Source organism: Halomonas sp. AOP43-A1-21 (genome assembly GCF_052376775.1).
Classification (GTDB): Bacteria; Pseudomonadota; Gammaproteobacteria; order Pseudomonadales; family Halomonadaceae; genus Vreelandella; species Vreelandella colorata.
The window spans coordinates 1-20,355 of sequence record NZ_JBQSWC010000005.1; the positions used below are offsets into that span (position 1 = coordinate 1).

Consider the following 20,355-nt stretch of genomic DNA (forward strand, 5'->3'; position numbering starts at 1 on the left):
ACGCCTGGGGGCCAAAAAGGTTCTGACGCTGATCAACAACGCCGCCTATGTGGATCTGGTGCAGGGCGGCGATATCGATATCGCGATTTCTCCCCAGCAGGCGACTATCGGCAGCCTCTTAACCCACGTGCGCCGCGGCGATATCGTCAACGTGCACTCGCTGCGCCGTGGGGCGGCGGAAGCCATTGAGGCTATCGCCCACGGCGACAAACAGTCTTCCAAGGTGGTGGGCCGTACCATCCGCGAGATCAACCTACCGGACGGCACTACCATCGGCGCGATTGTGCGCGGCAAGGAAGTCATTATCGCCCACGGCGATGTCCTGGTGGAAAGCGGCGACCACGTGATTCTGTTTGTGATCGACAAGCGCCGCATCCGTGATGTGGAACGCCTATTCCAAGTCGGTTTGACGTTCTTTTAGGAGCATGCAACAACCATGAGTCTGCGGGTCATTTCACGCATTTTAGGGCTACTGCTGATGCTGTTTAGCCTGACCATGCTCCCCCCCATGTTAATTTCCCTATGGTTTCGCGATGGGGTTTGGCACGCCTTTATGATTGGTCTCGCCATTACGGTGGTGACCGGCTTGATCATTTATCTGCCTAATCGAAAAGCTCGTAAAGAGCTGCGCATCCGTGATGGATTTTTAATTGCGGCCATGTTCTGGACGGTACTGGCCCTGTTCGGTTCGCTGCCCTTAATGCTGTTTGGCGATACCGCGCTGAGCATTACCGACGCAGTGTTTGAATCTTTTTCCGGCTTGACCACGACGGGTGCCACGGTGATTACCGGGATCGATTTTCTACCCGAATCGATTCGCTACTATCGTCAGCAGCTCCAGTGGCTAGGCGGAATGGGGATCGTGGTACTGGCCGTGGCGATTCTGCCCATGCTAGGCGTCGGCGGGATGGCACTCTACCGCACCGAGATCCCGGGGCCGCTAAAGGATTCCAAGCTGACCCCCAGAATCACCGAAACGGCCAAGGCGCTGTGGTATATCTATGCCACGCTGACTATTGCCTGCATGGTGGCCTATATGCTCGCGGGCATGAACTGGTTCGATGCGCTCGGGCACAGCTTCTCGACCGTGGCGATTGGCGGCTTCTCGACCCACGATGCCAGCATCGGCTACTTCAATAGCCCGTCTATCGAGCTGATCTGCGTGGGCTTTATGCTGATTTCAGCATTCAGCTTCAGCCTGCACTTTATAGCCTGGCGCGAAAAGCGCTTGCTGCATTACTTCCAGGACCCTGAAGCGCGCTTCTTAATGCTGTTTCTGGCGGGGTTGGTCACCATCGCCGTGATCACCTTATGGCTGACGCAAACCTACGATACGATGAGCGGCTTACGCTACGGTCTGTTCGAGGTGGTGTCGGTTGCCACCACGGCAGGCTTTTCAGTGGCCGACTTCTCGGCCTGGCCCGGCGCGCTACCCTTTTTACTCTTCATTGCAGCGTTTGTGGGTGGCTGCTCAGGGTCAACCGCGGGCGGCATGAAGGTTATCCGTATTATCCTGATCCTCAAGCAGGGCATGCGTGAAGTCATGCGCCTGATTCACCCCAACGCAGTGATTGCGGTCAAGGTCGGCAAAGTAAGCGTACCGGACAGCATCGCCCAGGCGGTTTGGGGATTTTTCTCCGCCTACGTCATGCTGTTCTTTTTAATGATGGTCGGCGTGATGGCCACCGGTGTCGATCAGATCACGGCCTGGTCATCGGTGGGTTCCGCGCTTAATAACCTGGGCCCCGCACTCGGCGAAGCCAGCAGCCACTACGGCGAGCTACCTGACCTTGCGAAATGGATACTGGTACTTGCGATGCTCTTGGGCCGCCTAGAAATTTTTACCGTGTTAGTGTTGTTTACCCCGGCCTTCTGGCGACGCTAGCACCCGCTTTATTATTTGAGTTGAGATATCATGAATCACGATGAAACCACCCCGCTGAGCGCGGCACCTGCCGCCTTGCCGGCCACCAGCGGGCCGCTGAAAACGGTTGCCGTTGGCGATACCACCTATACGCTATTGGGCACGGCACACGTTTCGGCGCAAAGTGCTGATGACGTGCGCAGCCTTGCCGATAGCGGCCATTTTGACGCTATCGCCATCGAGCTCTGCGATGCCCGCCACCACAGCATGAATAACCCTGACGCTATGGGCGAGCAGGACCTGTTCCAGGTATTCAAGCAGGGTAAGGCCGGTATGGTAGCGGCAAGCCTGGCGCTGGGCGCTTTCCAGCAGCGCATCGCCGAGCAGTCGGGTATTGAGCCGGGCGCGGAGATGCGTGCAGCCCTTGAAGAGTGCCGCAGCCGCAACCTACCGTTGCTGCTGGTCGACCGCGATGTGGGCGTAACGCTTAAGCGCATCTACCGTAACGTTCCCTGGTGGCAGCGGTTTTCGCTTTTTTCCGGCTTGATTGGCAGCGTGCTATCACGCCAGGACGTATCCAAGGAAGAGATCGAAAAGCTTAAAGAAGGCGACATGCTGGAAGCCACGTTCAGCGAGTTTGCCGCCGAGTCGGAAGCGCTGTATACCCCGCTGATTCGCGAACGCGACCGCTATATGGCTCTGCGTCTTGCCGAACAGGCCCCACCCGGGCGCTTCAAAAACGTATTGGTGGTACTGGGCGCCGGGCATCTCAAAGGTACCGTTGAGCACTTGGAGGCCCCGCTTCCCGAAAATCCCACCGTTGAGCGTGAAGCCCTGGAAGCAACACCGCCGCCCTCTAAGCTGTGGAAGGCTCTGCCCTGGCTGATTACCATTCTGGTGATTACCGGCTTTGCGATTGGCTTTTCACGCAATACGGATCTCGGCTGGCAGCTGGTGCTGGAGTGGTTTTTGATCAACGGCATCTTATCCGGCGGTGCGACCATTATTGCTCTTGCCCACCCGGTCACGGTCATCGCCACCTTCTTTGCCGCTCCACTGACCTCGCTAAACCCGACCATTGGCGCAGGCTTTGTCGCCGCTGGGGTCGAGCTTTACATGCGCAAGCCCAAAGTGCGTGACTTCTCATCGCTGCGTAAAGATGTCACTCACCTTAAAGGCTGGTGGAAAAATCGTGTATCGCGCACGCTGCTGGTGTTTATCCTGGCAACGCTGGGCTCGGCGATAGGTACCTGGGTCGCGGGCTTCAGAATTGCCGGCGCTCTGTTTGGTGGCGACGCCGCGTGAGTATGCACCGGCGCGCGCCCTGGCAGGCGGATGCCCTGCTGCTGCTGGTAACCATACTGGCGGCAGGCGGGTGGATTTTCTCCAAAGAAGCCCTTGCCGGGATGCCACCGCTGCTGTTTATCGGCACGCGCTTTTTGCTGGCCGGGCTGATCCTGCTGGGGTTTGCCTGGCCTGCGCTAAGCCGTATGCCCGCCCGCCGTATTCGGCGCGGCATTTTTGTAGGCCTGCTGTTTAGCGTCGCCATCGGCTTCTGGATCATGGGACTTAAAACGTCCAACCATCTGGGCGAAAGCGCGTTTATCAATAGCCTTGGGATACTGCTGGTACCTGTGGTCGCCAAGCTGCTGTTTGGCGACCGCCCGCCACGCACCACCTGGATAGCCCTGCCCGTTGCCCTGCTGGGATTTGCCTTACTTTCGCTCAATGCGGGCTTTAGAGTAGAAACCAGCCAGCTATTAATGGTATGCGCAGCGCTCTGCTTTGCGTTCCTGATTAATGTTAATACCCGCGTAGTGCGTAATGTACCCGCCCTGCCGTTGACCACGCTGCAGCTTTTATCGGTGGGTACCGTGTTAACCATCGTGTCGTTTACGTTTGAACGTCAGCCCGTGGCGCTTAATACGTCCATTTTAGGCTGGTTTATCGCCAGCGTGCTGCTCGCAAGCTCTGCGCGGTTTTTCCTGCAGATCACCGCCCAAGGGATGACCACGCCCAGCCATGCCTCGGTCGTTTTGATGCTGGAAGCGGTATGGACGGCGTTATTCGCCGCCTGGTGGTTTGGCGAAACCATGGCACCGCTTCAGTTGCTCGGCTGTGGGCTGATTTTTACCGCCCTGCTGATTAACCGCTGGTATTGGGTGCGGAAAATATTGCTGCGCTGGTTACCCGGCGCTGCCCGCTAAATCCTAGTCTTCCAACACTTCCTGACGTGCTAACAGGCGCGTCATTGCTTCCGTGGGTTCGGCAATTTTCTTGTAGAAGCGGCTGGCGGCGTAACTGTCGTTGAACACGTCAAAATAGTCATCCAGTACCGCCGCCGCGTTCTCATCCCCGCCCTGGCGCAGCAACTCAATAGCCACTTCTGCCGTGCATAAATGCGCTTTAGAAGCAGGCTTGCGCAGCCGGTAGCGGGTTTCGCGCTCGGTACGTAAAGGCAGTACCGGCAAGCTATCCAGGTAAGCGCTTTTGCGGAACATGCGCCGCGCCTGACGCCAGGTGCCATCCAGAATGATAAACACCGGGATGCGTGAATCCTGCTTGGCGCTGTGCACGGCGTCCATCCCCACCACGCGATCCGCATAGTCGGGCTGATCATCAGGGAAAATCAAAAACGGCGCATAGCGCGGGTCTGCCAGCAGAGCGGTCAACTGCGCATCGGGCGCCGTGCGGTACCAGGTAAACACCTGGGTTTGCGCCAGCACATCACCAATCAACCGGCCGGTATTGGTCGGTTTGTAGTGCTCCAGTGAGTGGGTGATCAGCCATACCTGGGCGTCACTTTCCGCCTTTACCTGATACGGGCACAGGCAGTTCAGCTTGGGTAGATTGCAGCCTTCGCAGCGTATGACAAAACTGCCCCGCGCCTTGAACTCACGCCGCGGTGGGCGCGAATGGCCGGTAGCCGGATCACACTCAGGGGAAGTATCAGAGGCAGACATCCGCGCTCCAGACAGAAGAAAAGGGCGCAGAGTATAAAGCAGGGCATCCCGAATGACGAACCCAACCATGTAAACCAGAAAAATTCTTGAAGTTGACATAACACTCTTGGCGCCGATAAAGTCTAGTCAACTTATTAAACTGAAATGGTTTACCGATGACTGCGACTGCCGCCCCCCGCCATGACTGGACGTTAGACGAAATCAATGCGCTTTTTGCGCTGCCGTTCAATGATCTGCTGTTTCAGGCCCAGCAGGTTCACCGGGCGCACTTTGATGCCAACGCCGTGCAGATATCCACGTTACTGTCGATAAAAACCGGCGCCTGCCCGGAAGACTGCAAGTACTGCCCCCAATCCGGCCACTACAACACGAAGCTCGAAAAAGAGAAGCTGCTGGAGATCGAAAAGGTCGTCGAGCAAGCTCAGGCGGCAAAAGCGGCAGGCGCCAGCCGCTTCTGCATGGGGGCTGCATGGCGCAGCCCTCGCGACAAGGATTTAGTGCTGGTTGAAGAGATGGTGCGTCAGGTAAAGGCCTTGGGGCTTGAAACCTGCATGACGCTGGGCATGGTGGACAATCTTCAGGCCAGCCGCCTGGCGGCCGCTGGGCTTGATTACTACAACCATAATCTAGACACATCGCCCGACTATTACGGCGAGATCATCACCACACGCACCTATAGCGACCGCTTGGAGACCCTGGCCACGGTGCGCGACGCGGGCATGAAGGTATGTTCGGGTGGCATTTTGGGCATGGGCGAAGACGCCCAGGATAGAAGCGCCCTGCTGCAACAGCTGGCGAAACTCACTCCCCACCCAGAGTCAGTGCCGATCAACATGCTGGTAAAAGTACCCGGCACGCCGCTGGAAAACGCAGACGACATGGACCCTCTCGAATTTATCCGCGCCATCGCCGTTGCCCGTATAATGATGCCGCAAAGCCACGTGCGTCTTTCGGCCGGGCGCGAGCAGATGAGCGAATCTACCCAGGCGCTGGCGTTTCTGGCGGGCGCCAACTCGATCTTCTACGGTGACAAGCTGCTAACCACCGGCAATCCTCAGGCCGACCGCGACCGCGCCCTGTTTGCCAAGCTGGGCCTTCACCCTGAAAAGCGCGAGACCTGTGAAAGTGAAGATACTCAGGCCGCACGCCTTGCCCAGCAGGCGCAGCAGCAACGGCTTAATGAACGCGCCGCCGAGCTTGCGGTGGATGCCAGTGTCTAAAGCGTGGCGTGAGCGGCTAGGCTATGCTCATGATACTCGCCAGCATGCTCGGCAGTGGCGCACTCGGCGCATCAGGCAGCCGGAATTGCTGGATTTCGCAGGCAATGACTACCTCGGCCTGGCGAAAGACCCGCGGGTCCAGAACGCTCAGGCCGAAGGTGCCCGACGGTTTGGCGCGGGTGCCGGCGCATCGCATCTGGTAAACGGCCACCTAGCGATTCATGAAGCCCTGGAAGAGGCATTGGCCGCCTGGACGGGGCGCGAGCACGCGCTGCTGTTCTCCACCGGCTATATGGCGAATCTGGGCGTACTCCAAGCGCTTGCCGATACTGATACGGCCATCTTTCACGATCGACTCAATCACGCCTCACTGCTGGATGGCAGTGCGCTGAGCGGCGCTCGCTCGCGGCGCTACCACCATAACGATATTGACGATTTGACCCGCCTGATGGCACGCAGCGCCTGTACACACAAGCTGGTGGTAAGCGACGGTGTCTTCAGCATGGACGGCGACGTGGCCGATATTGCCGCTCTGGCGCAGGTAAGCCAGCAGCATGACGCCTGGCTGATGATCGATGATGCCCATGGCATGGGCGTTATGGGCGTTAACGGTAGCGGTTGCGTCGGGCCTCGCTGGAGTAGCCAGCAAGTGCCCATTCTGGTGGGCACGCTAGGCAAGGCGCTAGGTACTGGCGGTGCGTTCGTCGCGGGTGATGCGCTGCTCATTGACCACCTGACCCAGTTCGCCAGAAGCTATGTCTACACCACCGCGCAGCCGCCCGGCGTTGCCGCCGCGACGCTTCAAGCGCTCACCATTGTTCAGCGTGAACCCGAGCACCGCGAGCGCCTTGAGCGGTATATCAGTTACTTTCGTGAGGAGGCCTGGCGGCTCAACCTGCCACTCGGCGAATCACGCACGCCCATTCAGCCGCTGTTGCTGGGAAGCGAATCGCGCTTAATGCTGTGGGCCGAACGCCTGCACCACGCGGGGATCGATGTTGGCGCGATTCGTCCACCGACAGTGCCCAAGGGTGAGTCGCGCCTGCGGATCACGCTGAGCGCCCGCCATTCGCGCGGCGATATTGATCAGTTGCTTGAGACATTGGACGCCTGCCGTCGGGAGATTTCATGACACGCCTGGTAATGCTTTCCGGCTGGGGAATTGACCAGCGCATCTGGCAGCCGCTTGAGCCCCACTGGCCAGACAACGTTGATGTGGTCACCGTTGACTGGCCAGGCTACGGCAAGACGCCCTCTCTACCTGGCAACGCCACCATGGAGACACTTGCCGCGGCCATGGCGAACCGTCTGCCAAGCGATGCGGTGTGGGTGGGGTGGTCGTTGGGCGGCCTGCTGGCAACCGCCCTGCTTGATTACCTGCCCGCGCCGAGGGGGCTAGTGCTGCTGGGAGCAGGCGCCCGATTCTGTGCGCCGGGCAGCACGCTTGCCGCAGAGCTTGCCGACTTCCAGGCAGTATTTGCGCACCGCCCTGATGCCGCTTGGCGGCACTTCCTGCACTGGCAGGCCCAGGGCGAGCCCACGCCCCATCACGCTCATGCACAGCTTCGCGAGTTATTGGGCAAGACGCCTGTTGCAGATCACACGACACTGGCTACGGGCCTTCACTGGCTGGCCACGCTGGATAACCGCCGGCGCCTCAAAACACCTCCTTGTCCGGTGGTTCACCTGGTAGGCGAGCACGACCCGCTGGCAAGCCAAACTGCACGCCACGAGGCGCTGACGCTTGAGCAATGTGGCCATGGTCCGATGCTTTCGCAGCCGACACATCTGGCCTCACTGCTCGCCACTCAGGCCGCCTTGTTATCCGCAAAGGAGGTCGCATGAGTCTCAGCACCGCGCAACCGCTGCTACCGCCCGAGGCTGACTGGCCGGCCAAAGTAGCCCGCGCCTTCTCTCGGGCGGCGTCTCGTTATGACACTCTGGCCAGCGCCCAGCGGCATATCGGCGAGTCGCTGTGGCGCGGCCTGCCAGGCACCGCCCAGCACATACTCGACCTGGGGTGCGGCACCGGCTACTGGTCGCAGCGGCTGGCCGCTCGTTACCCCACCGCGCACGTGACGGGGCTGGATATTGCACCGGGTATGCTGGAACACGCCCGGGCGCGCCATGGCGATACGATTACCTGGCAACTGGGCAGTGCCGAATCGTTACCCCTGCCCGCAGAATCGTTGGACCTGGTATTTTCCAATCTGGCGATCCAGTGGTGCCGCGACAGCTTGGCCGTCATGGAGGCGCTTTATCGCGTATTGGCCCCGGGCGGCCAGGCGTTCATTACTACACTGCTGCCCGGCACGCTCAGCGAGATTGCCTTCGCCTGGCAGCGGCCAGACGCTGTGCTGAAAACGCCAGCATGTTGCGTGCTTGAAGCCGCTATCAGCAAAAGTGGCCTGCTCTCATTGAAGCAGTCGACTTGGGTGGAGACGTTTTTTTACCCTGATTTCAAGGCGGTCATGGCCTCCATCAAGGGGGTGGGCGCCCAAGTGGCCAGACCCAATGCTACGCTCACCCGGGCTGACCTGACAGCGGCAGCAGCGCGCTTTGAGCAGCTTCGCGAGCCACGGGGGCTGCCGGTCAGCTACCACTGCCTAAGCTTGCAGCTGGAGAAACCTCGATGACGTGTTTCTTCGTCACCGGCACCGATACCGATGCGGGCAAAACGCTCGTTACCGGCGCGCTACTCCATGCGGCCCAACGCCAACAGCTAAGTACGCTGGGGCTCAAACCCATCGCCTCTGGCAGCATGCAAACGCCTGATGGGCTGCGCAATAGTGATGCCCTGGCGCTGCAACGCCAATGCGAGCCACCGGTCGACTACACCACGGTCAACCCGCTCACCTTTGAACCAGCCATCGCACCTCATCTGGCCGCGCTGGAAGCGGGCAAGTCGCTAAGTGTGAGTGATATCACCCGTCTGCTGCGCGAAACGCTTAGCCAGACGGCCCGGGACTTCATGTTGATCGAGGGCGCAGGCGGCTGGCGCGTGCCGCTCAACGAGCAGGAGGACTTTGCTGACATTGCGATCGCGTTGAGGCTACCAGTCATCCTGGTGGTTGGTTTAAAGCTCGGCTGCCTGAATCACGCGCGTTTAACAGCCGAAGCTATTCGCGCCGATGGCCTGACGCTTGCGGGCTGGGCAGGCAGCGTGGTTGATCCTGCCTTTGAGGCTCAGCCTGCTCGCTTTGCGAGTAATATCGCCCATCTTGAGGACAAGCTGACGGCGCCCTGCCTGGGCATCATCCCTCATTTGGCAAACCCCGATGCCGCTACCGCCCATCGCTATCTCTCTCTGGAGGCCTTATGAGTTCGCCGGTTTGGCATCCCTATGCGCATATTAAAACCCAAACGCCCGCTCCCAGAGTGGTCGGCGGCAGCGGCGCTCATTTTGAGCTTGAAAGCGGCGAGCGCCTGCTGGATGCCACCTGTTCCTGGTGGTGCATGATTCACGGTTACAGCCACCCACGCCTGGTGGCAGCCATTCGCGAGCAGGCGGGCACGCTGTGCCATGTGATGCTGGGCGGTCTGACCCACGAGCCCGCCGATCAGCTGGCCCGTGAGCTGGTACGCATCACCCCCGCCGGGCTTAATCACGTTTTCTACTCCGACAGCGGCTCGGTGGGCATGGAAGTGGCAATGAAGATGGCGCTTCAATACCAGGTGCTGAGCGGGCGCCCCGGCAAATGCAAGATGCTGTCGTTGATGAAGGCGTACCACGGCGACACCACTGGCTGCATGGCGGTCTGCGACCCGGAAGAGGGCATGCACAGCCTGTTTGCCGGCCTGTTGCCAAAGCATCACTTTGCACCCGCGCCTACGGCCCCTTTTGATGCCTCGCCTGAGCAGGTCGAAGCGGACCTTAACGCCTTGCGCAGCATTCTTGAGCGCCACCATGCCGAGATCGCCGCTCTGCTGATGGAGCCGCTGCTGCAAGCCGCCGGCGGGCTGAACATGACCTCACTCGAGTACCTGCGCGGTGCGCGAGCGTTGTGCGATGAGTTTGGCGTATTGCTGGTGTTTGACGAAGTAGCCACCGGCTTCGGGCGCACCGGCAAGCTGTTTGCCGCCGACCATGCAGGCGTCACGCCGGATATCATGGTGCTTTCCAAGGGGTTGACCGGCGGCTACCTGGGTCATGCGGCAACGCTTGCCACGGACCGCGTTCACGCCGCTTTTATCGGCGACAGCGCGCAGCATGCCTTTATGCACGGCCCTACCTTTATGGGAAACCCACTGGCCTGCCGCGTCGCACTCGAGAGCTTGCGGGTATTTGAAGAAGAGGATTATCTAGGCAAAATCGCCATGCTCAACCAGACGCTAAAACGCGAGCTACTCGATGACCGCGCGTTAAACGCTCACCCGGCGGTGGCCGACGTGCGTGTTCTTGGCGCCACGGCAGTCATCGAAACGCACACGGCAGATGCGCTTGCCGGCGTGGCGAGCTTTGCCCGCCAGCGCGGCGTATGGCTGCGCCCGTTTGGCCGCTGGCTTTACACCATGCCTGCCTATATCACATCGCCTGCGGAGATGGCCCAAATTACTGATGTCATGAAGGCCTGGTTTACAGAGGATTAGCGTCTCTTAATTACCTGAACCGATGGATCACCTGAACTTACGGTAGCACCAGCTTACCGCGTGCTTTCCATTGTTCCACCAAGGCAGGCACGCCCTCCCCGGCGGTGGCGTTGATGGCCGCCACGCCGGGTGGGCTCAGCGCATCGGCATCAGGGTCAATCAGCGCGCACGGCGTATCGTAGTCGATGTAAGAGAGTAGCGACGCGGCCGGCATCACCGCAAGCGACGTGCCCACCACCAGCAAGAAATCTGCCTGGGTGGCAATCTCACAGGCCTCTTCAAACAGCGGTACGGCTTCGCCAAACCAGACCACATCCGGGCGCAGCTGGCTGCCTTTATCGCACACATCGCCCAGCACAATATTGCCTTTCAGCGGATAGCGCATGCGCTCATCTACACTGGAGCGCGCATTGAGTACTTCTCCATGCAGGTGAATCACCTGGCTGGAGCCTGCCCGCTCGTGCAGGTCATCGATGTTCTGGGTGATGATGGTGACCTTGAAGCCCGCCTGCTCAAGGCTTGCCAGCGCACGGTGCGCCGCGTTGGGCTTGGCCTTGCGGATCTGGTCGCGGCGCTGGTTATAAAAACCCAATACGCGCTCGGGGTCACGCTGCCAGCCTTGCGGCGTGGCCACCTCTTCAACCGGATGGTCTTCCCACAGCCCGTCGCTTGCGCGAAATGTCTTGATACCACTTTCGGCGCTGATCCCCGAGCCGGTAAATACCACCAGATGGCGCGCTGTCGTCATGATTACCTCGCTGCTTTACCGCAGTTGCTGTTCAGCGTCTACAAAGCGCTGCTCGTTTCCATAAGGGTACACGTCAATGATACGGCCATCGACAATGGCCTGCTGCAGGCCCTGCCAGTAGCTGACCTCGAAGAGCTCGGGATGGAAGGTCTTGAAAATCCGCAGCCGCTCCGGGTTGGCAAACATGAACGGGCCAAACTCCTCGGGAAAGATATCGTTCGGGCCAATGGAGAAGCTTTCATTTCCACCGCTCAGGTAATCGCCATCGCTTGAGACAGGAATGGCGCGAAAGTGGCATTCGGTGAGATAGCACACTTCATCGTAGTCGTAGAAGATCACCCGCCCCTGGCGCGTAACGCCAAAGTTTTTAAGCAGCATATCGCCGGGAAAAATATTGGCCGCCGCCATCTGCTTGATGGCATCGCCGTAGTCCTTGAGCACGGCCAGCTGCGCCTCATGACTGCACTGCTCCAGGTAAATATTCAGCGGGGTCATCATGCGCTCGGTATAGCAGTGCTTGATGATGACTTTCTCGCCTTTTAAATAAACCGTAGAGGGCGCAACGTCCAGCAGGTGGGCCAAACACTCGGGGGCGAAATGATCCTTGCGGACCGTGAAGTTGGAGAACTCCTGAGTGTCGGCCATGCGTCCCACCCGGTCGTGGCGCTTTACCAGACGGTACTTTTCGCGCACCACGGCATGTGTCACGTCCTTGGCGGGGTCAAACTTGTCCTTGATGACCTTGAATACCATGCGAAAACTCGGTAGCACAAACACCGCCATCACCATGCCGCGCACGCCCGGGGCAATCACGAACTGGTCTTCGCGCTTGGCGACCTGGCGGTTCAGGGCACGAAAGAACTCGGTTTTGCCGTGCTTGAAAAAACCAATGGCTGCATACAGCTCACCGGCCGGTTTATGGGGCATCAGCGTCTGGAGGTAATCGACAAACTCGCCGGGCACCGCTACATCTACCTGAAAGTAGGCGCGGGTGAACGAGAAAATTATCGCCACATCGTCGGAGTCGATCAGCACGGTATCCAGATGCAGCCCGGGGTCCGCGCCCGCCTGTTCATCAAAGCGTTCGCTGTGGCGGATAGGCAGTACCAGCGGTACGTGCTGGCCGCCGCCACTTATCCGCCCCACCAGATAGGCGCCCTTGTTGCGGTAGAAAATGCTGTTGAGCAGCTCAAGCTCGGCGTCTTCGGCGTGAGCGATGGCGGCGGGCAGAAGCTCTGCCAGACGCGCCGCGCCCAGGCGTGTATCGCTAGCCATATCGGCGAAGGGGTTTTCAAGCCCGGCGCCGTCCAGTGCCCAGGTCAAAGCATTTTGCCAATCACCGCCGACCCGGTGGCGGCGACATAGTTCGATCCCCGAACGGTGCGCGGCGTCGGCTCGAGAGCTTTCTACAAACATCCAGTCGTTGCGGATATGGCGATGGTTGAACACGGCGCAAAACAGCGAATTGAAGAACGTCTCGGCCAGTTCGTAATCCAGCCGCTGGCTGATCCGCTCGGCATACTGATCGCGCGCCTCGCGCCACAGGTCGCAGTGGGCCAACGTGTCTTCTGAAAACGCCTGTTTAAGGCTCGCCAGCCCCTCCTGGACCTTCTGCTGATAGAGGTTAATGCGATCAACCGAGGCCTGCTGCCCTTCCCGCCAAGCGCCCTCGCGAAACCGCCGATGGGCGTCTTGGGTGATGGCTTTAAAGCGCGTTCGATACGCTTCAAAACCGTGCAGAATGGTGGCGGCCAGGCGGTCGGCGGGCGTGGTTTTCACAGGCGAATCTCTTGGCGTTTTCCCCCAGCCTATACGGTGCAAAGCCCCCGGGCTATTGAGCGCGGGGGCTTTATCAGCAAGACGGCCGCGTTACGGTTTTGCGCCAGATATTGCCGGCTCTGGCGTGGCGGGAGTTACGTCCGGCTCGGCGATGACCAGCGCAAACTCCTCCTCGGCGGTTTTCGCCACCAGCTTGTTCTTGCTGTACAGGAAGTAATACGCCGCACCGATGATAAACAGCACGATGGTGTAATTAAATGCACGCGGATCAAACGCGTAAACGCCGGTGAGGGCGACCAGCGCCAGCACTAGGGCGATAGACGACGTGACGATACCCCCAGGTGTTTTATAGGGCCGCGGCAGGTCGGGGCGCTTAAGGCGCAGCAGAATATGGCTAAGTGCCATCAGCGCATAGGAAAGCGTGGCGCCCACCACGGCCATCGCCAGGATCAGATCGCCCTCGCCGCTTAACGAGGCCAGAAAGCCGAAGATGCCCGGCACGATCAGCGCCAGATACGGCACTTTACGGCGACTGGTCAGCGACAGCTTTTTCGGTAGGTAACCCGCTCGGGAAAGCGCAAACACCAGGCGGCTATAGCCATAAATAATCGAGAAGAACGAGGCAATCAGGCCCGCCAGCCCCAGCACGTTCACCAGCGTAGCAAGCGTTGGGTTACCCGCCGCGTTAAGTGCATCCACCAGCGGCACACCGCTTTGACCAATCATTTCAGCTCCGGCGGCCCCGGCCAGCAATACCACGACCAGCAAGGCCGTGAAGAGCAAAAACAGCATCGCAGCAATAATCCCCCTGGGCATATCGCGGGCGGGGTCTTTGGCCTCTTCCGCAGCCAGCGGTACGCCTTCCACGGCTAAAAACAGCCACATGCCAAACGGCAGCGCCGCCCAGATGCCGTACCAGCCATAAGGCATAAAGGTGCTGGCGCCGGCCGCGTCAGTGGGCGCAATATCGAATAGATTGTCCACATCAAAACTGCCGATCAGCGCCACCGCCGTGGCCAAAATGGCAAACACGGCCAAGCCGCTGATCACCATCATCACCTTTAGCGCTTCCCCAACCCCTGCCAGGTGAATGCCGATAAAGGCTGCGTAAAACAGCAGATACACCAGCGGCCCATCCAGGCCGGTGAGGGCTTCCACCGCGGAGCCAATAAAAATCACGATCGCGGCGGGCGCCAGAGCGTACTCGATGAGTACCGCCAGCCCGGTTAAATAGCCCCCGGCCGGCCCCATCGCCTGGCGGGCAAAGCTGTAGCCACCACCAGCCGCGGGAATCGCGGCGGACATCTCGGCAAGCGATAGCACCAACGCCAGATACATCAAGGCCATTAAACAGGCGGCAATCGCAAACCCGCCCCACCCGGCCTCGGCGATGCCAAAGTTCCACCCCGCGAAATCACCCGATATAACGTAGGACACCCCAAGCCCTGCCAGAAGTAGCCAGCCAGCGGTGCCTCTACGCAGCTGGCGCTTGGCCAGGTACGCCTGATCAACAGAAGATTGTGTCATTGTCTTGCCCTTTTAGTGAGGAACGAAGCGAATGTCAGCGGCGTGCTGTCAGGCTGTAATGCCAAGTTCTCTATTATTGTTAGTAGTGATACGTCATTGAGTTTAATCAGCAACCAGAAAATTCTGCGTTGAGCCCGGCGCAGCGGAGTCGCCTTCCAGCACATTATCCTCGCTGCGGTCTTTGAGTTTGACGCCGGAAAGCTTTTTCTGACGCGCCTCTTTCAAGAGCAGAAATAGCCGTCTGGCAGCTTCATCCATTTGCAGCCCGGCAGGGCGCACGTTGGAAATGCAGTTGCGCCGGTCATCCTTGAGCCCGGGCTCCGGCGCCCAGGTCATATAAAGCCCCAGGCTGTCCGGCGAGCTAAGCCCCGGGCGCTCGCCAATCATTACCAATACCACATCGGCATTGAGCAGCGCGCCAATTTCATCGCCTATCGCCACCCGGCCCTGCTCGACAATAGCGAGCGGTGCCAGCTGCCACTCAGCGCTATCCTGCTCAAACTGTTGATAAAGTGCTTTTAAGAACGGCTGGCTGTTCTGCTGGACTGCCAACGCGGAAAGCCCATCGACGACCACCACAGCCAAGTCCACGCGGGACTTCGAAGCTACGGCTTCCAAACGCTCGCGCGACTCATCATTCAGCTTGCGGCCAAAATCGGGGCGTTGGAGATACATGGCACGGTCCTCCACTTGGCTGTGCAAGCGAAGCGGCTCATGCTCAAGCACAAAGGCTTCTTGCAACTGCTGAGCCAGCGCCTCGACATCCAGCGGGCAGTGCACCGCATCCTGTGCCTGGGCGTGGGCCAGCTGAAACTCCAGCAGCTTGCCTGTGGGCAGGCTGACACCAGCCCGGCCCAAGCCAATGCGTGCATCGGTAAACGCGCGCAGCCGCTCCCAGGGGTTTTCAACCACGATAGGCTTGTTAGACGTCATGATGCGGCTCCTTGGGCAGGTGGCGCAGGCTGTTGGCAAACGCGGCGGGCAGTTGGTCGTTTAGCTGATGCGTTTTCACATCTTGGAAAATCTGCATCTCGGTAAGCCAGCGCTCAAATTCAGGCGCGACTTTGAGCCCGAGCACCCGACGGGCGTAGAGCGCATCGTGAAACGAGGTGGTCTGGTAATTGAGCATGATGTCGTCAGAGCCCGGAATGCCCATCACGAAATTGCAGCCCGCCACGCCCAACAGGGTCAGCAGGTTATCCATATCATTCTGATCGGCTTCGGCGTGGTTGGTATAGCAGACATCACAGCCCATGGGCACGCCCAGAAGCTTGCCGCAGAAGTGATCCTCAAGCCCGGCTCGGGTGATCTCTTTACCATCGAATAAGTACTCGGGGCCGATAAAACCGACGACCGTATTGACCAGCAGCGGGTTGAATTTACGTGCGACCGCATAGGCGCGGGCCTCGCAGGTCTGCTGGTCAAGCCCGTGATGAGCATCGGCAGAAAGCGCGCTGCCCTGGCCGGTTTCAAAGTACATGACGTTGTGCCCCACCGTACCCCGGTTCAGCGACTGAGCCGCCGCTTCAGCCTCGGCCAGAATGCTTAAATCGAATCCAAAACTGCGGTTAGTCGCTTCGGTGCCGCCAATTGACTGAAACACCAGATCCACCGGGGCGCCCTGCTCGATAGCCTCCAGCGTATTGGTCACATGGGTAAGCACGCAGGACTGGGTGGGAATCTGATACTTCTGAATCACGTCATCCATCAGGCGCATCAGCTTCACGCTCTGGGCGACGTTATCAGTCGCCGGATTAATCCCGATCACCGCGTCGCCGCTGCCGTATAACAGACCATCCAGAATGCTCGCGGCAATGCCGGTAACATCATCCGTCGGATGATTGGGCTGTAGTCGAGTAGAAAGCCGCCCCGGCAGGCCGATGGTGTTACGAAACGCCGTAACGACCCGGCATTTCTTGCCCACCAGAATCAAATCCTGATTGCGCATCAACTTGCTTACCGCCGCAGCCATTTCCGGGGTAATGCCAGAGCGAACGTCGCTCAGGGCTTCTGAAGTTGCCTGGTCCGAAAGCAACCAGTTACGAAAATCTCCCACCGTTAAATGCTGGATGGGCGCAAAAGCCTCGGCGTCATGGTCATCGATAATCAGCCGGGTGATTTCATCCTGCTCGTAGGGCACCAGGGCTTCGTTTAGAAACGTGGTGAGCGGCAGATCCGCCAGAACCATCTGCGCGACCACGCGCTCTTCCGCGCTTTCGGCGATTACACCCGCCAGCCGGTCGCCCGAGCGAGCCGGGGTCGCTTTGGCCATCAGTTCGGCAAGGCTTTTAAAGCGATAATGGCGGCTGCCTACTGTTGTTTGAAAGGTCTGGGCCATGGTGTTTCCTTGTATTTATTTTCCTAACGCCTAGGCGATACGAAATAGAAAGTTATTGGGTTTAACCATAGCGCTTTTACGATAGCTACGCCCCGTGTGCATAGGCTGCCGCCCTAACACCCAGTATTCTATAAGCACATTTCGTACCAATTTTAAGCTCGCCTGAACCACTGGCCGATTTTGATGCCCTATAATGGCGTCGTTACGTCGCCTCTCATTTATTTCCCTGTAAGGTGCCAATATGCCCAACGCATCGGTAAAACGTTTTCGCTGCCTGCCGGATGATGAGCAGTCCCGCGTGATTGAAATGGCTTGGGAAGACCGCACGCCGTTTGAAGCCATCGAAACGCTGTTTGGTCTTTCAGAGCCCGATGTCATCGACGTAATGCGCCAACAGCTAAAGCCCGCCTCGTTTCGGCTTTGGCGCAGGCGCGTCACCGGCCGCACTACCAAGCATCGCGCTTTGCGCTCGCCAAATGTGCTGCGCGGCTACTGCCCTACCCAATACAAGCGCTGAGATTTTTCCTGTCTGACACAACACACGCTTTTTAATCGCCTCCTAATTGTTATACTATTACATAACATAAACCCGTTTAGAGGCGTGCTAGCAATGACTGCGTTTTCTCCCCTGCCCGTTACCGTGCTGTCGGGCTTTCTGGGTGCCGGTAAAACTACCGTGCTCAATCATATTCTCGCCAACCGCGAAGGCCTGCGTGTGGCGGTGATCGTCAACGATATGAGCGAGGTGAATATTGACGCTGCGCTGGTGCGTGGTGGCCCCGGTGAGTCGACGCTTGAGAGCGAAGTGGCGCTCAACCGTTCTGAAGAGCGCCTGGTGGAGATGAGCAACGGCTGCATTTGCTGCACCTTGCGCGAAGATTTGCTTATCGAAGTCAATCAGCTCGCCAAAGAGGGCAAGTTTGATTATCTAGTAATTGAATCCACCGGGGTTTCCGAGCCGCTGCCCGTGGCGGAAACCTTTACCTTTGAAGATGAAAGCGGCCAGAGCCTTTCCCACGTGGCCCGGCTGGATACGCTGGTAACGGTGGTGGATGGCGCCAACTTCCTTAAGCAGTACCGCGAAGCACAAAGCCTGGAAGAGGCTGGCGAGAGCCTGAATGATGAAGATGAGCGTAACGTGGCCGACCTGCTGGTCGATCAGATCGAGTTTTGCGATGTGTTATTAATCAGTAAAACGGACCTGATCAGCGATAAGGAGCTTGCCTCATTAAAGGCTATTCTGCGCTCGCTTAACCCGGATGCCGAGCTGGTACCGATTAGTCGGGGCGGCGTGCCGCTGGATAAGGTGCTAAATACCGGCAAATTTGACTTTGAACGTGCTCAGCAGGCGCCCGGATGGTTGAAAGAGATGCGCGGCGAGCACGTGCCCGAAACCGAGGAGTACGGCATTGGCAGCTTCGCTTATCATGCCCGGCGCCCATTTCATCCAGCGAAGTTTCACGATCTGCTCCATTCCGAGTGGTTCGGCGAAGGTCTATTGCGCTCCAAAGGCTTTTTCTGGCTGGCCACTCGCCCTCAGTGGGCCGGACAATGGAGCCAGGCAGGCGGCATTGCCCACCACGGCGTAGCGGGCATGTTCTGGAAAGCCATTCCGGAAGAGCGCTGGCCGGAGGATGCCGAATACCGCGCGTTTATTCAGGAAAAATGGCAGGAGCCGTTTGGCGATATGCGCCAGGAGCTGGTGTTTATCGGCCAGGGGCTGGATCAAGCGCGGATGCGCCAAGCGCTGGATGATTGCCTGCTTAGCGAAGCCGAGCTATTGGAAGGCATGGACGTTTGGAAAACGCTGCCTGACCCCTTCCCCGCGTGGGAATAAACCCTTTTTTTGAGTCAGTCAAAAAGCCTCAGGTACGACCTGGGGCTTTTCAGTTAAAGCGTAATAGCAGCGCTTGTGCCTAGACCTTTTGAGCTTTCTTCGAGATCAACCAGCGTAGCGTATCAATCAGCGCAATGACGACCAGGCTGCCGCCCAGTACCGGCAAGGCGAATCCTAGCCCCACCATCATGGCAATCAAGCCCAGCTGAATGGATAGGGGCAACATGATAAACAGTGCCGTCATGGTCTGCGCCTGGTTAACCGTGGTGCTTTTGATGCGCTGCCACCACATCCGATAACCCCACACAATCAGGAAAACCAAGGCGGCGGCAAACAGAGCCAACACCAGCTGATTGATCAGCCCAAAGAGGACGCCCATATGCAAATCGATGCCCCAACGCGTCAGCTTTGCCGCCAGAGGGAAGGTAGAAAAATCCGTTTGATCGAGAATCTGCATATCGCCGGGGTTCAGGGCAACCTGATCTACCTGGGTAGGCCAGCGGCGGTCGATTTCAGCCACACGCCACGCTCGGCCTTCACTGGCAGGTGGCTCTATCTGAATCCTTTCCGCCATTAACCCGGCACCTCTAGCCACCGACAGCGCCTGATCAAACCCTTCAGAGCTTGCGTGCTCACACACTTCGGGGGCACTACTCACGCCGTGGTCGGCATGCATATCGTGATGGGCATGACTCGTCGCATTGCCGGGCACCTCGAGTACGGTAGACACACTAGGCGTACCCCATCCCCAGGCTTGCCTTAGCTCGCCGATATTGCCTCCAGCCCACTGCGACCAGGTAAGCCCGGTGGCTGAAAAGAACAGCAGTCCGACAAGTGCCAGCGCACCCACGGTGGCGTGGTGGCGCCTGGGTTTCATGCGCGGGCTTTGGCCGCTCAGCGCTTTACGGCGCGCGATCCAAAGCATTAGCCCCAATAGGGCAATAATCCATAGCCACGAGGCGGCCAGCTCGCTGTAAAGCCGTCCCGTATCGCCTAGCAGCAGGCCTCGGTGAAATTGATCAATGGCGGTACGAAAAGGCAATATGCCGCTGGTGCCGTAAACCGTCATATCGCCTTTCACTTCAAGCGTTGCCGGGTCAACAAAAATGGCACGATGCTCGGAAGGGCCGAGCGCTGGGTCGGCAAACATGACCCGTGTGGTGCTGTACGCATCTGGCGCGGGGCGAACTGCTGCCGGTAGTGTATCTTGCCCGGCAGCTAGTTGGGCGGTCTCAATTTGCCGAGCCAGTGGCTGCGCGGTGCCCGGCGTAGTCGCGGTTAACGCATCACGGTAAAGCCATGTTTCTACCGAAGGTGTTAACACGTATACGATGCCGGTCAAGGCCGCTACCAGTATAAAAGGGCCTACCAGTATGCTTACGTAGAAGTGCATCCGCATTAATAGCGCAAAGAGAATTTTTCCACTTCGCCTAGGCGGTGCTGGGTGGGATTCTTTCTTTAGCATCTTTTAACTTTCCCTAAGGGTTTA

Annotated in this window: 19 protein-coding genes; 12 read left to right on the plus strand and 7 right to left on the minus strand. The window is 58.8% G+C overall.

Features of this window, described 5'->3' with window-relative positions; genetic code table 11:
* The 4 genes from ACT3R7_RS04145 to ACT3R7_RS04160 form a co-directional block, all read left to right on the plus strand.
* Window positions 1-421, plus strand: a 421-nt coding sequence (locus tag ACT3R7_RS04145; RefSeq protein WP_496198839.1) for a TrkA C-terminal domain-containing protein, incomplete at its 5' end; no start/stop codon positions are given.
* A 15-nt stretch (window positions 422-436) separates the two neighbouring features.
* Window positions 437-1,885, plus strand: a complete 1,449-nt coding sequence (locus ACT3R7_RS04150) for a TrkH family potassium uptake protein (protein ID WP_018918152.1) — start codon at window positions 437-439, stop codon at window positions 1,883-1,885.
* 30 nt (window positions 1,886-1,915) lie between these two features.
* On the plus strand, window positions 1,916-3,169 hold the full coding sequence (locus tag ACT3R7_RS04155; protein WP_193091077.1) for a TraB/GumN family protein: 1,254 nt from the start codon (window positions 1,916-1,918) through the stop codon (window positions 3,167-3,169).
* A 2-nt stretch (window positions 3,170-3,171) separates the two neighbouring features.
* Window positions 3,172-4,071, plus strand: coding sequence for a DMT family transporter (locus tag ACT3R7_RS04160; protein WP_192539134.1), 900 nt, complete (start codon window positions 3,172-3,174; stop codon window positions 4,069-4,071).
* 3 nt (window positions 4,072-4,074) lie between these two features.
* On the opposite strand, the gene ACT3R7_RS04165 is transcribed toward ACT3R7_RS04160, so the two are convergent.
* Window positions 4,075-4,827, minus strand: coding sequence for a tRNA-uridine aminocarboxypropyltransferase (locus ACT3R7_RS04165; protein ID WP_193091076.1), 753 nt, complete (start codon window positions 4,825-4,827; stop codon window positions 4,075-4,077).
* Between the two features lie 155 nt (window positions 4,828-4,982).
* On the opposite strand from ACT3R7_RS04165, the gene bioB reads away from it, so the two are divergent.
* The 6 genes from bioB to bioA are packed head-to-tail and all read left to right on the plus strand — an operon-like array spanning window position 4,983 to window position 10,637.
* A complete protein-coding gene (gene bioB, locus ACT3R7_RS04170; protein ID WP_193091075.1) occupies window positions 4,983-6,047 on the plus strand; it encodes a biotin synthase BioB in 1,065 nt (354 codons plus the stop codon).
* Window positions 6,034-7,179, plus strand: coding sequence for an 8-amino-7-oxononanoate synthase (gene bioF, locus ACT3R7_RS04175; protein WP_193091074.1), 1,146 nt, complete (start codon window positions 6,034-6,036; stop codon window positions 7,177-7,179). The genes bioB and bioF overlap by 14 nt, the downstream gene beginning before the upstream one ends.
* Window positions 7,176-7,892, plus strand: a complete 717-nt coding sequence (locus ACT3R7_RS04180) for an alpha/beta fold hydrolase (protein WP_193091073.1) — start codon at window positions 7,176-7,178, stop codon at window positions 7,890-7,892. Before bioF ends, ACT3R7_RS04180 begins: the two co-directional genes overlap by 4 nt.
* Window positions 7,889-8,683: a methyltransferase domain-containing protein gene (locus ACT3R7_RS04185; RefSeq protein WP_193091072.1), complete on the plus strand. Its 795-nt coding sequence runs from the start codon at window positions 7,889-7,891 to the stop codon at window positions 8,681-8,683. Before ACT3R7_RS04180 ends, ACT3R7_RS04185 begins: the two co-directional genes overlap by 4 nt.
* Window positions 8,680-9,369 (plus strand): dethiobiotin synthase, encoded by a 690-nt coding sequence (gene bioD / locus ACT3R7_RS04190; protein ID WP_193091071.1) that lies wholly within the window; start codon window positions 8,680-8,682, stop codon window positions 9,367-9,369. The genes ACT3R7_RS04185 and bioD overlap by 4 nt, the downstream gene beginning before the upstream one ends.
* Entirely contained in the window at window positions 9,366-10,637 is a 1,272-nt protein-coding gene (gene bioA / locus ACT3R7_RS04195) for an adenosylmethionine--8-amino-7-oxononanoate transaminase (protein ID WP_496198840.1), read from the plus strand. Before bioD ends, bioA begins: the two co-directional genes overlap by 4 nt.
* A gap of 37 nt (window positions 10,638-10,674) precedes the next feature.
* Here bioA and ACT3R7_RS04200 read toward each other — a convergent pair whose 3' ends face one another.
* The 5 genes from ACT3R7_RS04200 to ACT3R7_RS04220 all read right to left on the minus strand — a co-directional run bounded on the left by ACT3R7_RS04200 (window position 10,675) and on the right by ACT3R7_RS04220 (window position 17,029).
* Window positions 10,675-11,385 (minus strand): SIR2 family NAD-dependent protein deacylase, encoded by a 711-nt coding sequence (locus tag ACT3R7_RS04200; protein WP_496198841.1) that lies wholly within the window; start codon window positions 11,383-11,385, stop codon window positions 10,675-10,677.
* A 15-nt stretch (window positions 11,386-11,400) separates the two neighbouring features.
* The gene (gene aceK / locus ACT3R7_RS04205) at window positions 11,401-13,164 is read right to left on the minus strand and encodes a bifunctional isocitrate dehydrogenase kinase/phosphatase (RefSeq protein ID WP_193091068.1); all 1,764 of its coding nucleotides are present in this window, start codon (window positions 13,162-13,164) and stop codon (window positions 11,401-11,403) included.
* 90 nt (window positions 13,165-13,254) lie between these two features.
* Complete coding sequence (gene eat, locus ACT3R7_RS04210; RefSeq protein ID WP_417421119.1) at window positions 13,255-14,691, minus strand: ethanolamine permease; 1,437 nt, start codon at window positions 14,689-14,691, stop codon at window positions 13,255-13,257.
* A 102-nt stretch (window positions 14,692-14,793) separates the two neighbouring features.
* A complete protein-coding gene (gene eutC / locus ACT3R7_RS04215) occupies window positions 14,794-15,624 on the minus strand; it encodes an ethanolamine ammonia-lyase subunit EutC (RefSeq protein WP_496198842.1) in 831 nt (276 codons plus the stop codon).
* Window positions 15,614-17,029: an ethanolamine ammonia-lyase subunit EutB gene (locus tag ACT3R7_RS04220; protein ID WP_417421123.1), complete on the minus strand. Its 1,416-nt coding sequence runs from the start codon at window positions 17,027-17,029 to the stop codon at window positions 15,614-15,616. Before ACT3R7_RS04220 ends, eutC begins: the two co-directional genes overlap by 11 nt.
* Before the next feature lie 241 nt (window positions 17,030-17,270).
* Here ACT3R7_RS04220 and ACT3R7_RS04225 point away from each other — a divergent pair, with 241 nt between their 5' ends.
* Window positions 17,271-17,546 carry a TIGR03643 family protein gene (locus ACT3R7_RS04225; RefSeq protein WP_018918167.1) on the plus strand — a complete coding sequence of 92 codons (276 nt, stop codon included), beginning with the start codon at window positions 17,271-17,273 and terminating at the stop codon, window positions 17,544-17,546.
* Between the two features lie 93 nt (window positions 17,547-17,639).
* Window positions 17,640-18,866 (plus strand): zinc metallochaperone GTPase ZigA, encoded by a 1,227-nt coding sequence (gene zigA, locus ACT3R7_RS04230; RefSeq protein WP_193091045.1) that lies wholly within the window; start codon window positions 17,640-17,642, stop codon window positions 18,864-18,866.
* A 79-nt stretch (window positions 18,867-18,945) separates the two neighbouring features.
* Here zigA and ACT3R7_RS04235 read toward each other — a convergent pair whose 3' ends face one another.
* Window positions 18,946-20,331, minus strand: a complete 1,386-nt coding sequence (locus ACT3R7_RS04235) for a PepSY-associated TM helix domain-containing protein (RefSeq protein ID WP_319643909.1) — start codon at window positions 20,329-20,331, stop codon at window positions 18,946-18,948.
* Window positions 20,332-20,355: the final 24 nt, after the last annotated feature.

What these genes read in the sequence shown, in the direction of transcription:
- ACT3R7_RS04150 (WP_018918152.1), top strand. Translation starts at nt 437, where the DNA reads ATGAGTCTGCGGGTCATTTCACGCATTTTAGGGCTACTGCTGATGCTG.
- ACT3R7_RS04155 (WP_193091077.1), top strand. Translation starts at nt 1,916, where the DNA reads ATGAATCACGATGAAACCACCCCGCTGAGCGCGGCACCTGCCGCCTTG.
- ACT3R7_RS04160 (WP_192539134.1), top strand. Translation starts at nt 3,172, where the DNA reads ATGCACCGGCGCGCGCCCTGGCAGGCGGATGCCCTGCTGCTGCTGGTA.
- ACT3R7_RS04165 (WP_193091076.1), bottom strand. Translation starts at nt 4,827, where the DNA reads ATGTCTGCCTCTGATACTTCCCCTGAGTGTGATCCGGCTACCGGCCAT.
- bioB (WP_193091075.1), top strand. Translation starts at nt 4,983, where the DNA reads ATGACTGCGACTGCCGCCCCCCGCCATGACTGGACGTTAGACGAAATC.
- bioF (WP_193091074.1), top strand. Translation starts at nt 6,034, where the DNA reads ATGCCAGTGTCTAAAGCGTGGCGTGAGCGGCTAGGCTATGCTCATGAT.
- ACT3R7_RS04180 (WP_193091073.1), top strand. Translation starts at nt 7,176, where the DNA reads ATGACACGCCTGGTAATGCTTTCCGGCTGGGGAATTGACCAGCGCATC.
- ACT3R7_RS04185 (WP_193091072.1), top strand. Translation starts at nt 7,889, where the DNA reads ATGAGTCTCAGCACCGCGCAACCGCTGCTACCGCCCGAGGCTGACTGG.
- bioD (WP_193091071.1), top strand. Translation starts at nt 8,680, where the DNA reads ATGACGTGTTTCTTCGTCACCGGCACCGATACCGATGCGGGCAAAACG.
- bioA (WP_496198840.1), top strand. Translation starts at nt 9,366, where the DNA reads ATGAGTTCGCCGGTTTGGCATCCCTATGCGCATATTAAAACCCAAACG.
- ACT3R7_RS04200 (WP_496198841.1), bottom strand. Translation starts at nt 11,385, where the DNA reads ATGACGACAGCGCGCCATCTGGTGGTATTTACCGGCTCGGGGATCAGC.
- eat (WP_417421119.1), bottom strand. Translation starts at nt 14,691, where the DNA reads ATGACACAATCTTCTGTTGATCAGGCGTACCTGGCCAAGCGCCAGCTG.
- eutC (WP_496198842.1), bottom strand. Translation starts at nt 15,624, where the DNA reads ATGACGTCTAACAAGCCTATCGTGGTTGAAAACCCCTGGGAGCGGCTG.
- ACT3R7_RS04220 (WP_417421123.1), bottom strand. Translation starts at nt 17,029, where the DNA reads ATGGCCCAGACCTTTCAAACAACAGTAGGCAGCCGCCATTATCGCTTT.
- ACT3R7_RS04225 (WP_018918167.1), top strand. Translation starts at nt 17,271, where the DNA reads ATGCCCAACGCATCGGTAAAACGTTTTCGCTGCCTGCCGGATGATGAG.
- zigA (WP_193091045.1), top strand. Translation starts at nt 17,640, where the DNA reads ATGACTGCGTTTTCTCCCCTGCCCGTTACCGTGCTGTCGGGCTTTCTG.
- ACT3R7_RS04235 (WP_319643909.1), bottom strand. Translation starts at nt 20,331, where the DNA reads ATGCTAAAGAAAGAATCCCACCCAGCACCGCCTAGGCGAAGTGGAAAA.